Here is a 14,299-nt window from a genome sequence, read left to right as displayed (position 1 = left end):
AATTTTATTCTGCTAAATTGATATCTTCTTTTTTGATAGGTTTAATTTTTTCCTGTAGTGTTTCAAAAATCACATACAGAACCGGAATTACAAATAATCCCAAAACAGTTCCTATCAATAGTCCGATGGCGGCACCCGTAGCGATAGATCTGTTACCTACTGCTCCAATTCCACTTGCCAGCACTAACGGCAATAAACCGAAAATAAAGGCGAATGATGTCATCAGAATAGGTCTCACTCTGGCTTTCGCTGCATTGATGGCTGACATTACAATGGTTTCTCCATGATGCCTTCTCTGAACCGCGAATTCAACAATAAGAATTGCATTCTTCGCGAGCAATCCCACGAGCATGATCAGGGCAATCTGGAAGTAAATATTATTTTCAAGTCCCATGATCTTCTGGCCGAAATAAGCTCCCATTACCCCAAGAGGAAGAGAAATAATGACGATCAGCGGAAGGATATAACTTTCATACTGTGCAGAAAGGATAAAGTAAACGAAGATCAAACTCAGTCCGAAAATCAAAAGCGTTTGAGATCCTGAATTTAATTCTTCTCTCGTTAATCCGGTAAATTCTACGGCATAGTTTTGATTCAGGGTTTCATCCGCTACCTGCTGTACTGCGGCAATTGCATCCCCGGAACTGTATCCGTCAGAGTTCGCTCCCGTTACCTTCACTGAAGTAAAGAGGTTGTAACGGCTTACGGATTGTGGTCCATAGGCTTTTGTTAATGTTACAAACTGTGAGATCGGCGTCATAATCCCTGATCCTGTTCTCACATAAAGCTGATTCAGATTTTCAATATTCTTTCTGTTTTCAGGAAGAGCCTGAACCATTACTCTGAACTGCTTTCCATACTTGGTAAAGTCTGCAGTATAAATACCTCCGATATACCCCTGCATCGTAGCCAGAATCTCGTTTACAGAAACCCCAAGCTGCTTACTCAGAGGAACATTAATTTCCATCTGATACTGAGGATATTTGGTATTGAATGAAGTCTGTGCAAACTGAATTTCCGGTCTCTGCATCAGCTTACCGATGAATTCATTGGTTTTAGCATCCAGATCAGCATATTCTCCGCCTGATTTATCAAGCAATACCATTTCAAAACCTGCACTGTTACCAAATCCCGGTACACTTGGCGGCTGGAAGAATACGACTTTAGCGTCAGGAACAGATCCTACAATTCCGAATAGTTTTTTGGTGATATCTTCAGAAGTCTGTCCGTCTTTTTTTCTTTCTTCGAATGGTTTCAGTTTCACAAAGGCAAGACCGTTGTTACTTCCGTTCCCGGATAAGAATCCTCTACCTGTCGAGATCGTTACGTTCTGTACGCCCGGAACTTTCAATGCCTTAGCCTGAAGAGTTTTCAATGCGTTGTAAGTTCTTTCCATAGAAGCTCCCGGAGGAAGCTGAACATCGGTAAAGATAATCCCTCTGTCTTCTGTAGGTACAAACCCTTTCTTCATGCTGCTGCTTGCCCAGAACAGAATACCTCCGGTAACAGCGAAAATTATCAGGGTTACCCATTTATGTCTCAACAGGAATACAAATCCTCTTCCGTAACGCTCAGTAGTTGTTTTAAAAGCAATATTAAACTTATAGAAAAACTTTTGTAACAGGTTCAGATTTTTATATTCTGCATGATGCGCTTCGTGAGGTTTTAAGAATAATGAACATAAAACCGGACTCAACGTTAATGCGTTAATCGCAGAAATGATGATGGCTATAATCAACGTAATACCAAACTGTTGGTAGAATACCCCAGTAGGACCTGTAATGAACGTCACCGGAATAAATACCGCTGCCATTACCAGAGTAATCGAGATAATAGCTCCCGTAATCTCATCCATCGCCTCTACTGTTGCTTTTTTAGCATCGGAAATACCATGCTCCATCTTGGCGTGAACGGCCTCGACGACGACGATGGCATCATCCACTACAATACCAATCGCCAGTACCAATGCAAATAAGGTTAAGAGGTTTAATGAATATCCGAATAAATTCAGGAAGAAGAATGCCCCCACAATAGATACCGGAACCGCAATGGCCGGGATCAGCGTAGATCTGAAGTCCTGAAGGAAAATATATACTACAATAAATACCAGAATGAAGGCTTCGATAAGGGTATGAACTACCTTTTCAATAGAAGCTTCCAGGAATTCATTGGTATCGAAGTTGAAAGTATACTTGATTCCCTGCGGGAAAGTTCCTTCAGCCGATTTCAGATAAGCTTTAATATTTTTAATAATCTCCTGTGCGTTGGATCCCGGAGTCTGGAAGATTCCCATACTGATGGAAGGATTGTTCCCGTTCTCCCCGATTCCTGTATAAGACTGTCCTGCCAGTTCCACTTTGGCAACGTCTTTCAGCATCAGATTTTGTCCGTTTGCCAAAGATTTGATGATGATATTATCGTACTGTTCCTTATCGTTGAATTTCCCTACGTATTTGATGATATACTCAAAAGAACTACCGCTGTTCTGGCCGATAGAACCCGCTGCTGCTTCTCTACTCTGCTCATTGATGGCATTGGTAACGTCGGTAGGAGTTACACTGTAGGCAGCCATTTTTGCAGGATCAAGCCAGATTCTCATCGAGTAGTTTTTACCACCGAAAACGTTCGCATCTCCAACACCATTTACCCTTTTCAGGTTAGGAATAATATTGATATTCAAAAAGTTCTGAAGGTATACGTCATCCAGGTCTTTATTTTCAGAATAGAAGGACATATACATCAGGGCACTGGTCTGCTGCTTCTGGGTTACTACCCCTGAACGCGTTACTTCGGCAGGTAAAAGCGGCGTAGCTCTCGCTACACGGTTCTGTACGTTTACCGCTGCAATATCCGGATCTATTCCCTGTTTGAAGAAAACCTGGATCTGGGCAGAACCGTCGTTTCCGGCACTGGAAGTGATATAATCCATACCTTCCACCCCATTGATCTGTTCTTCCAAAGGTACTACTACACTTTTCATTACCGTCTCGGCATTGGCTCCCGTATAGTTTGCGGAAACACTCACCGTAGGCGGTGCAATGTCCGGATACTGTGTAACCGGTAACGAGATCAGTCCCAGCACACCGAGAATCACAATCAGGATTGAGATTACGGTGGATAAAACCGGTCTGTTAATAAAGTTTTTTATCATTAGAATTTCGGTTTTATTGATTGAACAAGACTATCCATTTTAATTGGCTGCGGTTTCACGGCTGTTCCCGGTTTCAGACCTCCGATACCAGCTGCAATAACTCTTTCACCTTTATTAACTCCTGATTTGATAAGAGCCATATTGTCGATTCTGTCGATAACATTCACAACAACGTTTCTGGCAGTATCTCCTTTTTCTACTTTGTATACGTAAACGATACCTTGTTGCTCATAAGTAGCACTTTCAGGGACAACAAGAACATTATCATAATGCTGAGGGAATCTGATGGTTCCACTGTTCCCATTACTTAATAATTTCTGAGCATTCGAGAAAGCAACTCTAAACTGGATAGTTCCGGTTGTAGGATCAATCTGACCGGTAATGGCTTCAATTCTCCCTTTTTCAGGATAAAGACTTCCATTGGCCAACTGAAGTTCCACCATAGGTAAGTTTTTAATTTTTTCAGGCATCGATGCGCCCGGAGATTTTTCAAGGAAATCAAAATATTCCTTTTCATTCATCGCAAAGTAAGCGTAGATCTCAGAGGTATCAGAAATCGTTGTCAGAGGAGTCTGGTCAGACGGCCCTACCAAACTTCCTACTTTCAATGGCAGTCTTCCGATCACCCCAGAAATAGGAGCACGAATGATAGAATATTCGATGTTGGCTTCCACCCCTTTATAATTGGCTTCAGCCTGTCTTTTGGCTGCATTGGCCTGCTGTAACTGTGCCTGAGCCTGAGCCAACTGAGCCTGGGCTGTCTGTAACTGTACGTTGCTGATGATATTTTTCTGAACAAGAGGTTTTAGTTTGTTTACTTCAACCTGAGCTGCATTTACAGAAGCCTGAGCCGCCGCAACACTGGATGCCGCTGCACCAATTCCTGCTTTGGAAGCTGCTGCATTTTCGTTCAGGATATTGGTTTCCAGACGGAACAAAGGCTGTCCTTTGGTAACATATTGTCCTTCATCTACCAATACCTGGGTAATATACCCTTGTATCTTTGCACGTACATCATTGTTTACCCTACCCTGGATGGTAGCCGGAAACGTCTGATAACCCACTATATTTTTTGACTCCACTGAGATAACAGGATATGGCTTGGCACCATCCTGTTTCGGAGCTTCTTTTTTGCAGGCAGTCAGTGAAAGCGCTGCAATGGAAAGTATAACTAGCTTATTATTCATTTTATAGTTTATTAAGAGATTCCTGAATATTTTCTATGTTTTTATTTAAGAGTGCTTTGTAAACTTCTATTCTTTCGTTGTATCCATCGTCTTTACTTTTTTTAAAATTGTTTAAATCATCTAATAGTCTTAGTTCGTCCTGCATTTTCTGGACAATTTTTTCGAATCGTATTTTCTTGTATTCATCATTGATGAAAAAATACCGTTTCCGCTCATCCATTTTGTTATGATCTACGATAAGCTGAGCATTGAGCAGTAATGAAATACTGGTAGAAACAGAACTTTTGCTCGCAGAGAGCACTTCAACAAACTCGTCAAAAGTAATTCCTACTTTCTCATAGTCGAAAAGAAGGTAGGAATAAATTTTTGAAGCTAAAGGGGGTAAGCTAAACACGGTGCCATAGAATTTTACGGCATCCTGAAAAATTTTTTCATCAATTTCTATACTTTGGTGCATAATATAAAAATTTGAACAAAAGTAGAAATTAGTTCAGAACCAAACGAACAAACCTGATAGAGTTTATAAATACAGGGCGTTTTAAAAATTCAATGAAAGTTGATTTAACTTTTTGATTAAATTATAATCTTCTCAAAAGCTTTTCTCATTCCGTCTTTCAAAAGAACTTCTCCGCAATAAGAATAACCTCTGCCTTCAAGGATTTTCAACATGGCAATATTGTCATGATTGGTATCAACTTTAATACTCTGAATTCCATGGGATTTAGTAAATTCTTCGATCTGATCAAAAAGCTTCTTTACCATTCCCTGTCCTGCAAATTTTTCATCTACAGCCACTCTGTGAACTACAACAAATTCACCATCACTTAACCACGCTCCTTCAATGGTGCTGTAAGCAGGTTCATCATTCAGAATAAGTGCTGCATATACTGCAATCTCTCCATCCACTGTCATAACGTGACCAAATCCTTTCGCAATATCGCTTTCCACTGTCCCGAGATTAGGGTACCCGTTCTGCCATTGGGTACTTCCATCCTGTCTTCTTCTTTCGATGGATTGCTGAATGATTTCCCAAATAATGTTTCTGTCTTCAATTTCCGCTTGTCTTAGTTTAATCTCTGGATTCATGTTATAAAAATTTGATTAAAAGATTGAATGATTTAAGAATTTAAAATCAGAGTTGTTGCTTTTCGTTCAATCTTTGAAATATTTATTTTTTGATGGTTTGCAATTAAAAAACCGAAAATTAATTAAAATTAATTTTCGGTTCGAAGTAGTAAAATTTAAAATTATGAAATTGTTTATTGATTTTCACTTTGTTGAAGGTAAGCATCAATAATTTCAAATGCTCTTTTTTCTTCTTCCAGATCTACCATTACCTTCAGCGAGGTGGCTGTTGGCGTAGTGGTAAACGTAAGATAATTATTTTCAACGGTATTTGCAATTTGCGCGTCATCCAATTTAGACTTAACCAACTGAATTTCTGAAGGGTTATCACTTTCATAAACTGATACTCTCGTACTTCTTTCCATATTCTAATTGTTTGAGTATCTAAATATACAATGTTTTTTTTAAAATTACAAATTCCGGATTTTAAATTTTATTAATATTGTTTTCAATTTTGTCTAAAGCAAGCTGGATTTCTTCTTTAGTAACATTCAAGTGAGGTCTGAAACGAAGAGACTGATCCCCGCAAGGAAGAATAATCAATCCGTCATTGAAAAGCTCGTTCATCAGGTGGTTTCTCTGCTCTGCAGTAGGAAGATCAATAGCACACATCAAGCCTCTTCCTCTTGCATTGGAAATTTTTTCAGGATATTTTTCAGCAAGAGCTTTTAAGTTTTCCAGTAAGAAATCTCCAACTACTCTTGCGTTCTCAACAAGATTTTCTTTCTCAATCACTTCCATTACCAACTGGAAACGAAGCATATCGATAAAGTTCCCTCCAAATGTTGAGTTGATTCTTGAACTTTCCCTGAAAACATTGTTCGGAACCTGATCAAATTTTTCCTTATTAGCCAGCACACCACAAACCTGAGCTTTTTTCCCGAAAGAAATAATGTCCGGTTTTGCTGTGAAATGCTGGAAAGCCCACATTTTCCCTGTAATGGCAATCCCTGTCTGAACTTCATCAAAAATAAGTAAGATTTCGTTATCATCACAGATTCTTCTTAATCCTAATAAGAATTCGTCTCTGAAATGATTGTCACCTCCTTCAGCCTGAATAGGTTCAATGATAATGCAAGCCACTTTATCAGGGTGCATCAAAATAGCCTCTTCAATCTGAAGTAAAGCAAGATTTTCGTTTTTGATTGTTTCTTCAAGGTTCTCTTCTGTGATCGGAAACTTTAATTTTGGATTTAAAATTCTCGGCCAGTTAAACATTGGAAAATATTGATACTTTCTTGGGTCAGAAGTATTGGTTAGGCTCAAAGTATAACCACTTCTTCCATGGAAAGCCTGTTTGAAGTGGATACAGATTCCAGCTTCAGTGTCTAATCCTTTTTCAAAGTTTTTGCGGGTTTTCCAATCGAAGCATGCTTTCATTGCATTTTCAACCCCCATTGTTCCGCCTTCAATAAAGAAAGCATATTGTAATTCTTCAGGGATAACCACTCTTTCGAATACCTCAAGGAAATGAGCGTATTCTTCCGAGTAAACGTCAGCCAAAGTAGGTTTATTAACAGCCATTCTTCCTAACCATTCTGATTTTTCAACAAGATAAGGGTGGTTGTATCCGATGGATGCAGATGCAAACATAGAGAACATATCCAGGTATTCTCTGTCTGTCAGTTTATCATAAAGCCATGATCCGTGTGACTTTTCAATATCCATCACAAAATCGAAACCGTCTGCCAACACATGTTTTCCTACTGTTTCTTTTACTTTATTTGCTTTTATATCTAATGTGTGTTCCATAATAAATTGTAGTGTGATTTAATAAATGAACGATTAAATGATCCAAAAATGAAGCCTTTAATCATTCAGGTTATTAAGTTTTATGTTTTTTGAGTGCTTTAAGTAAAGCTTTTATAAATCAAATTTAATTCCCTGTGCTAAAGGAAGTTGTGCGGTATAATTGATAGTATTGGTTTGTCTTCTCATATAATACTTCCAGGCATCAGATCCTGACTCTCTTCCACCACCGGTTTCTTTTTCACCACCGAAAGCTCCACCAATTTCAGCACCGGATGTTCCGATATTGACGTTGGCAATACCACAGTCTGAACCAGCATGAGAAAGGAACAATTCTGCCTCTCTTAGATTCTGGGTCATGATTGCAGAAGATAATCCCTGAGGAACATCATTCTGAATAGCGATCGCTTCTTCTAATGTTTTGTATTTGATCAGATATAGGATTGGTGCAAAAGTTTCGTGCTGAACAATTTCATAAGAATTTTTCACTTCCGCTACGCAAGGTTTCACATAGCATCCGGATTCGTAATCTTTACCAGATAAAACTCCGCCTTCAACAACGAATTTTCCACCTTCTTTTTTACATTTTTTGATGGCTTCTTCGTATTGGTTTACAGCATCAGTATCAATAAGCGGTCCTACATGGTTTTTCTCATCCAATGGGTTTCCGATTTTCAGCTGACCATAAGCTTTTGCCAATCTTGTTTTCACTTCATCATACACACTTTCGTGGATAATCAGTCTTCTTGTCGAAGTACATCTTTGGCCCGCAGTTCCTACAGCTCCGAAAACAGCTCCGATAATTGACATATCAATATCAGCTTCTTTTGTAATAATGATCGCATTGTTTCCACCCAATTCAAGGATAGACTTTCCGAATCTTTCAGCTACTTTAGAAGAAACCATTCTTCCAACTCTTGTAGATCCAGTGAAAGATACCAGCGCTACTCTTTTATCATCTACCAGTTTCTGCCCGATTTCGTGGTCCGATACCAATACACTTGAAATTCCTTCAGGAAGATTATTTTCCTTCAAGACTTCCATCATGATATTCTGGCATGCAATAGCACAAAGCGGTGTTTTCTCAGATGGCTTCCAGATGGTAACGTTACCACAGATCCATGCTAATGCAGTGTTCCAGGACCATACGGCTACCGGGAAGTTGAATGCAGTGATAATCCCAACAACTCCCAGCGGATGGTATTGCTCATACATTCTGTGTCCAGGTCTTTCAGAGTGCATAGTGTACCCCTGAAGCTGTCTTGAAAGTCCAACTGCAAAGTCACAGATATCGATCATCTCCTGAACTTCACCAAGACCTTCCTGTAATGATTTCCCCATTTCATAAGAAACAAGTTTACCAAGGTCGTCTTTATATTCTCTTAATTTTAAGCCCAGCTGTCTTACCATCTCTCCTCTTTTGGGAGCCGGAATCAGCCTGAATTCCTGAAATGCCTTTTGAGCAGTTTCAATTACTTTGTCATAATCACTTTCTCCGGAAGTTTTTACTTTAGCGATCAACTTTCCGTCTACAGGAGAAATGCTTTCTATCACCTTTCCTGAAGCGAAATATTTTCCGCCCACTGAAGTCCCTTTGTTCTCTTCTTTGATACCAAGATTTCTAAGTGTTTTTTCAATTCCGAAATCCTTTACTTTTTTTGACATAAAATCTTACTTTTCGTTCTCTCTAAAGATAAAAATATTATGTGAACCTCAAAACTTTAATTTTTAACAGGCTTTTTATTTGGACTAATTACAAACATGCTTATCTTTGTAGGGTAATCTTTTTGATAATCACCAATGGAAAATTCACAAGAAAACAACTCAAAGCTTAAAAAGTGGTTCAAGCGTGTGGGATGGGCTGGATTAGCTTTCTTTACCATAAAAGGCTTGATTTGGCTGGTCATATTCTACGTTGGAGCAGATAGTCTCCAGAGTTGTATACAATAAAAAAGCAGAGAAATTTTCTCTGCTTTCTTTTTGACATAAGCTTAATCAAATTATTATTTCTTTATTGTAAAGCTAAAAAAAGAGGTCTTTTTTATATTTTCTGTAATTTAAAAAAAGGAGGTTATCATAATTTTCTATGGATCTGCCTCCCAAAAAGATTACTCTTCTTCCTCAATTCTTTCCTTTCATTTACTCTTTCTTCTTCCTCCCTGCGTTGACCAGGCTCTGATGCAGCAGGTATTCTATCTGTCCGTTCACACTTCTGAATTCATCATTGGCCCACTTTTCAAGAAGTTTATAAGTAGACTCATCTATCCTTATCACAAAGGATTTTTTGCCTTTGCTTTCCGAAGAGTTCTGAGCTTTTTCTGATTTCATTTTCTAAATTCTCTAACATTATTTCTGACTATTTTAGTGTAAAAGCTATCTGCACTAAAATCTAACTATTAATTGTTCACTTCTTAATTGTAAAGTGTTCCCGCATTTAATATGGGAGTTGCTGCTTTTTCACCGCAAAGAACCACCATTAAATTGCTTACCATTGCCGCTTTTCTTTCATCATCAAGATCTACGATATTTTCTTCCGAAAGCTTTTTCAATGCAAGGTCTACCATTCCTACAGCTCCTTCCACAATCTTTGTTCTTGCAGCAACAATAGCCGTTGCCTGCTGTCTCTGAAGCATTGCTCCCGCAATTTCCGAAGCATAAGCCAGGTGAGAAATCCTTGCCTCCTGAATCACGATTCCTGCCTTTGAAAGACGGTCTGTAAGTTCCTGCTCCAAAATAGAATTGATTTTATCTCCTCCTTCTCTTAATGTAATCGGAGCATGATCATCTTCTAAATTATCATAAGGAAAGCTCATCGCCAAATGTCTTACGGCAGCCTCACTCTGCATTTTTACAAAGTCTGAATAACGCTCCACATCAAAAGCCGCTTTATAAGTATCTCCTACTTTCCATACAATTACAACTGCAATTTCAATAGGGTTACCCATTTTATCATTGACCTTCAAAGTCTGACCTTGCAGATTTTCGGAACGTAAAGAAATTTTTTGTGATGAATATAAAGGATTGATAAAGAATAATCCGTTCTCTTTTACACTTCCCACATATTTTCCAAAGAAGTTTAATACTCTCGAATGGTTAGGCTGAATAATCATTAACCCTTTTAAGAAAAAGCACGAAAGAAGAAAGCAAAGCATAGAGATAACCACATAGGCTATACTTTGATCTACTCCACTCACAAAGAAGTATACTGCTGCAATAAACAAGGCCAGGCAAATGACCAATGTAAGATAACCCGACATGGGTTTTAATGTTTTTTCCATGATTGAATTTTAATTTGATATTATTTTGATATCATAAAGATAGTAATGAATTTTGAATTATGAATGATAAATTTTGATTTTTTTGAGGTGCGAGTTTTGGGATCCGGGAATTTTTAACTAATGCAAAGTTCGGAAGGTTGATTTATTAGGATGTCTTATATTTTTGTTCGCAAAGCCAATTCGTTTAGCTAAGACCGCTAGTTCTTTGCTGAGTGAAACGCCTTTTCGAACGATATTTTATCCCAAAATCATTGCGAACCTTAGGTTAACAACTCATCCCAAATCCAGCAACAATAGAAATAAAAAAATCCCGGAAAGTGAATTCCGGGATTTAAATTTATATGTTCAGATCGTTATTTCTTTGTTAAAGCTTTAAACTTTATATAAGAAACAGCTGATAAAATAATCATTGTTGAGATTCCGATGTATACCCAGGCTGGTACAGGTACCGGATCTCCCGCTGCGTATGAGTGAAGTCCGCTCAGGTAATAGTTTACTCCAAAATAAGTCATTACCATTGAGCAGAATGCAAACATTGTTGCTACGTGGAATGCCCATCTGCTTCTCAATCCCGGTACTAATCGCATGTGCAGTACAAATGCATATACCATGATGGAGATGAAAGCCCATGTTTCTTTCGGATCCCAGCTCCAGTATCTTCCCCATGATTCGTTCGCCCAGATTCCTCCTAAGAAGTTTCCTACCGTTAAAGCAAATAATCCGATGGTTAATGACATTTCAGAAACAATTACCAATTCCTTCAATGTCGTATCGTGGTGAATTTTATACGTTTCTTTATTGGAGATAATATAGAATACTAATGAGATCACCGCAATAATCATCGAGAGTGCGAAGAATCCGTAACTTGATGTAATAATAGCTACGTGAACAATTAACCAGTAAGATTTCAATACCGGAACAAGTGGTGTAATCTGCGGATCAAGTGCTGAACCTCCGTGGGCAAATCCCATCATGATAACAGCTACCATAAATCCTGCTGCAGGAATCAATGCATTGGCATTTCTGTACAGGATTAAACCTGCCGTAATACCTACCCAGGAGATAAAGATAATTGCTTCGTATCCGTTACTCCAAGGAGCGTGTCCTGAGATATACCATCTTGCAACAAGTCCTAAGAAATGACACAGATATCCAATTAAACCAATCGCAATGATTACTTTAATTGCTTTATTTAATACTTTATTTGATTTGAATAATTCAACAAAACCTAATATAAGAAGAAGACCGCCGATAAGCGTGTAGAAGATCAATAATTTGAAGTTAATATCTACCTTATTCATAAATACTTCAAGATCTACTTTGGATTTAGCAGGAACAACTGCTTTACCCCATTTCTGCTGATAGTCTGAAAGCTTTTTCAATTCTGCATCTGCTTTGCTCCAGTCACCGGTTTTTTGTGCCGTAAGCGCTTCTGCAAAATAAGGTCCCATTACCTGCTGAGATTCCATATCCGGTTCGAATTTCTGATCCAGCCATGAATGCCATGTATGGTTGGCATCATTTTTCACAGGAACAATTCTCATAAACTGACCGCTGAAAAACTCATTGAAAATCTGTACTCTTTCGTTTACAGCAATTACTTCTTTATCGTAGTTCGTTTGTTCAGCCGGTTTTTTACGGAATGCGGTGTTGTAATCATGCTCAAGAATATAAGTAAGATTACCGTTTGCATCTGCAGGGAAAAGGTTCATCAATGAAGTATAACCATCTTCATCTGCTTTTGTTTTATTCTTCAGTTCATCACCTCCTTTAGTTCCTACTTTAATAATAGGAACCATTGTCCAGCTCGGAGTATCTGTATTGATAGAAAGGAACCATTGGTTGGCTGTAAGAGATTTTCCGTCTGTTCCTTTAAATTCGTCTTTCTTGTATAATTTTCTTAAAATATCGATTGCCTCTGTATTGATAGGAACAATTCTTCCTTCAAAGTTCTGAACCAAAAGATATCCGAATTTATCAGCATGTTCTTTGCTGATTTTGTTTCTTGCAATGATTTCATCGGGAGAAATAGATCTCATTTTCCCCATTGGAGTTGCCAGAGAGTTCTGCTTTGGAGCAGCGCCATCAAGCGGCTGGGCAGACGGTGCCGGAGCATGAGAATGATTGTCTCCTTCCACATGAATATGTTCTCTGCTTCCGTCGGTAGTTCCGTGAGTTTCGATTTTTTGTGCATGTAAACCTAAACTTAAGAACAATAAAAGTATACCTGCTGCTTTCTTTTTATTCACGTCAGCCAGCATTTTATTTAATTTCCAGAAATGAGTTCCTTTCCAGAAGAAAATGACAAACATTCCAAGGAATAAAAGTCCGTAGCCGATATAAGAAATCAATGTTCCCCAGTAATCGTGATTTACGGAAAGAACGGTTCCCATTCTGTCCGGATCAAAACTCGACTGGAAGAAACGGTATCCTTTATGGTTAAGAACGTGGTTCATATAGATTTTATAAGGAGTTTCTTTACCTTCGTCAATGATTTTTACGTGGCTTTCATAAGCACTCGGAGATGAACTTCCAGGATATGTTTCCATCACGAAATCATCCAGTTTCAATGCGAAAGGGGTGTTGTACACTTTAGGTCCGAAACCTACCATGATGTTTAAACCATCCATCGTCACCTGCTTGTAAGCATTCGGGTTTCCTTTTTCAACAGAAAGATCTACAATTTGTTTTGTTTTTGGACCCTGAAGCTCAATCTGAAGCATATCAGGAACATTGGCATCTTTCTTTCTGTCGCCTTCAATAGCCATCAGTCTTCCTTTTTTAAGACCTTCAGGTACTACCAGCTTCAGTTCGTTAATGGTATATAAACTCCTTAATGCCAAAGGTTGGAATTCATCTTTCACTGTAGTTCCTGTTGCCTGAGTAGCCATGGTCATATAGCTTGCATCTACAGGAGTTTTGATGAATAATTTTCCGCCTTCATTTTTGAATTCAACAGCACCTTCAATAGCTCTGTTGAATGTCACCAAAGTACCGTTGATGGATTTTGTTTCTCCCGGTTTGATGTAAATGTTCTGTCTTCCGGTATTTCCGGTAGAAACCAGATGAAGATACTCAGCACCATTTGGCTCAGCTACAAGACTGTCTTTTTTTCTTTGGATGTATTCCTTGGCAAACACTTTCACTTCTTTTCCGTGGAAGTCATAAGTTGCTTTGAAATCTTTGTGTAACGGAGACATCAGATAAGGAACATCCTGATAATTCAGCACATCACCTTTTTCCTCAATCTGGATTTTAAAGAAATTTTTATCAGTTACGATTTCGTTGGATGTCTCACCTTCTCTGATGTGCATTTGTCCTTCAAAACTGATGTATCTGGTGATGGCACCACCGATAAAGATAAAAACAAAGGCAAGGTGGAAAACAAGAACCGGCCACTTATCTTTTTTCCACAGTCTGTATCTTCCGATATTTCCTATGAAATTGAGAATCAGTAAGACCATGATCAGTTCGAACCATTTAGCCTCATAAATTAATGCTTTTGCTGTAGGAGTTCCGTAGTCGTTTTCTAAGAACGTTGCATAAGCCATCGCGAATGCGTAAACCAGCAACAATACAGCCATTGTCCTGGTTGAGATAAGAATATCTTGGAGCTTCTTCATGATTTATTGTACTTGACATGCAAAAATAAGCATGATAAACCACAAAGAGCTTAAAAAAAGCTGTTTTTTATCACTTTGGCCTTGGTTTTGCTTATTTTGAAACGTTCTTAATAAGCGCGAAAACATTAGGAAAAATTCAATTTTTAAAAATGTAAATATCTGGATTTATATTGCCTATCCGACTGA

General features: G+C 38.4%; 11 protein-coding genes. All 11 read right to left on the bottom strand.

What is annotated here, in order from left to right; all coding sequences use genetic code 11:
- Nucleotides 1-4: 4 nt before the first annotated feature.
- The 11 genes from PZ898_RS02255 to ccsA all read right to left on the bottom strand — a co-directional run bounded on the left by PZ898_RS02255 (nucleotide 5) and on the right by ccsA (nucleotide 14,113).
- A complete protein-coding gene (locus PZ898_RS02255; RefSeq protein ID WP_062670038.1) occupies nucleotides 5-3,151 on the bottom strand; it encodes an efflux RND transporter permease subunit in 3,147 nt (1,048 codons plus the stop codon).
- Complete coding sequence (locus tag PZ898_RS02250; protein WP_062670040.1) at nucleotides 3,151-4,338, bottom strand: efflux RND transporter periplasmic adaptor subunit; 1,188 nt, start codon at nucleotides 4,336-4,338, stop codon at nucleotides 3,151-3,153. Before PZ898_RS02250 ends, PZ898_RS02255 begins: the two co-directional genes overlap by 1 nt.
- A gap of 1 nt (nucleotide 4,339) precedes the next feature.
- Entirely contained in the window at nucleotides 4,340-4,795 is a 456-nt protein-coding gene (locus tag PZ898_RS02245) for a hypothetical protein (protein ID WP_034694378.1), read from the bottom strand.
- 116 nt (nucleotides 4,796-4,911) lie between these two features.
- Nucleotides 4,912-5,424 carry a GNAT family N-acetyltransferase gene (locus PZ898_RS02240; protein WP_062670043.1) on the bottom strand — a complete coding sequence of 171 codons (513 nt, stop codon included), beginning with the start codon at nucleotides 5,422-5,424 and terminating at the stop codon, nucleotides 4,912-4,914.
- Between the two features lie 173 nt (nucleotides 5,425-5,597).
- Nucleotides 5,598-5,828 carry a DUF2007 domain-containing protein gene (locus PZ898_RS02235; protein WP_062670045.1) on the bottom strand — a complete coding sequence of 77 codons (231 nt, stop codon included), beginning with the start codon at nucleotides 5,826-5,828 and terminating at the stop codon, nucleotides 5,598-5,600.
- A 61-nt stretch (nucleotides 5,829-5,889) separates the two neighbouring features.
- Complete coding sequence (lat, locus tag PZ898_RS02230; RefSeq protein WP_277694674.1) at nucleotides 5,890-7,215, bottom strand: L-lysine 6-transaminase; 1,326 nt, start codon at nucleotides 7,213-7,215, stop codon at nucleotides 5,890-5,892.
- Between the two features lie 111 nt (nucleotides 7,216-7,326).
- Nucleotides 7,327-8,877 carry an aldehyde dehydrogenase family protein gene (locus tag PZ898_RS02225; protein ID WP_120230952.1) on the bottom strand — a complete coding sequence of 517 codons (1,551 nt, stop codon included), beginning with the start codon at nucleotides 8,875-8,877 and terminating at the stop codon, nucleotides 7,327-7,329.
- Nucleotides 8,878-8,933: 56 nt separating this feature from the next.
- Nucleotides 8,934-9,119: a hypothetical protein gene (locus PZ898_RS02220; RefSeq protein ID WP_157885742.1), complete on the bottom strand. Its 186-nt coding sequence runs from the start codon at nucleotides 9,117-9,119 to the stop codon at nucleotides 8,934-8,936.
- A 232-nt stretch (nucleotides 9,120-9,351) separates the two neighbouring features.
- The gene (locus PZ898_RS02215; RefSeq protein ID WP_034694367.1) at nucleotides 9,352-9,540 is read right to left on the bottom strand and encodes a hypothetical protein; all 189 of its coding nucleotides are present in this window, start codon (nucleotides 9,538-9,540) and stop codon (nucleotides 9,352-9,354) included.
- Nucleotides 9,541-9,623: 83 nt separating this feature from the next.
- Complete coding sequence (locus PZ898_RS02210; RefSeq protein WP_062670051.1) at nucleotides 9,624-10,490, bottom strand: SPFH domain-containing protein; 867 nt, start codon at nucleotides 10,488-10,490, stop codon at nucleotides 9,624-9,626.
- Between the two features lie 353 nt (nucleotides 10,491-10,843).
- Nucleotides 10,844-14,113 carry a cytochrome c biogenesis protein CcsA gene (gene ccsA, locus PZ898_RS02205; protein ID WP_277694673.1) on the bottom strand — a complete coding sequence of 1,090 codons (3,270 nt, stop codon included), beginning with the start codon at nucleotides 14,111-14,113 and terminating at the stop codon, nucleotides 10,844-10,846.
- Nucleotides 14,114-14,299: the final 186 nt, after the last annotated feature.

Source organism: Chryseobacterium sp. WX (assembly GCF_029542485.1).
Lineage (GTDB): Bacteria > Bacteroidota > Bacteroidia > Flavobacteriales > Weeksellaceae > Chryseobacterium > Chryseobacterium cucumeris.
Note: the sequence above shows the minus strand (reverse complement) of the source record. Positions and strands in the feature narration are given on the sequence as shown.

What these genes read in the sequence shown, in the direction of transcription:
- PZ898_RS02235 (WP_062670045.1), bottom strand. Translation starts at nt 5,828, where the DNA reads ATGGAAAGAAGTACGAGAGTATCAGTTTATGAAAGTGATAACCCTTCA.
- PZ898_RS02225 (WP_120230952.1), bottom strand. Translation starts at nt 8,877, where the DNA reads ATGTCAAAAAAAGTAAAGGATTTCGGAATTGAAAAAACACTTAGAAAT.
- PZ898_RS02255 (WP_062670038.1), bottom strand. Translation starts at nt 3,151, where the DNA reads ATGATAAAAAACTTTATTAACAGACCGGTTTTATCCACCGTAATCTCA.
- PZ898_RS02215 (WP_034694367.1), bottom strand. Translation starts at nt 9,540, where the DNA reads ATGAAATCAGAAAAAGCTCAGAACTCTTCGGAAAGCAAAGGCAAAAAA.
- PZ898_RS02210 (WP_062670051.1), bottom strand. Translation starts at nt 10,490, where the DNA reads ATGGAAAAAACATTAAAACCCATGTCGGGTTATCTTACATTGGTCATT.
- lat (WP_277694674.1), bottom strand. Translation starts at nt 7,215, where the DNA reads ATGGAACACACATTAGATATAAAAGCAAATAAAGTAAAAGAAACAGTA.
- PZ898_RS02250 (WP_062670040.1), bottom strand. Translation starts at nt 4,338, where the DNA reads ATGAATAATAAGCTAGTTATACTTTCCATTGCAGCGCTTTCACTGACT.
- PZ898_RS02220 (WP_157885742.1), bottom strand. Translation starts at nt 9,119, where the DNA reads ATGACCAGCCAAATCAAGCCTTTTATGGTAAAGAAAGCTAATCCAGCC.
- PZ898_RS02240 (WP_062670043.1), bottom strand. Translation starts at nt 5,424, where the DNA reads ATGAATCCAGAGATTAAACTAAGACAAGCGGAAATTGAAGACAGAAAC.
- ccsA (WP_277694673.1), bottom strand. Translation starts at nt 14,113, where the DNA reads ATGAAGAAGCTCCAAGATATTCTTATCTCAACCAGGACAATGGCTGTA.
- PZ898_RS02245 (WP_034694378.1), bottom strand. Translation starts at nt 4,795, where the DNA reads ATGCACCAAAGTATAGAAATTGATGAAAAAATTTTTCAGGATGCCGTA.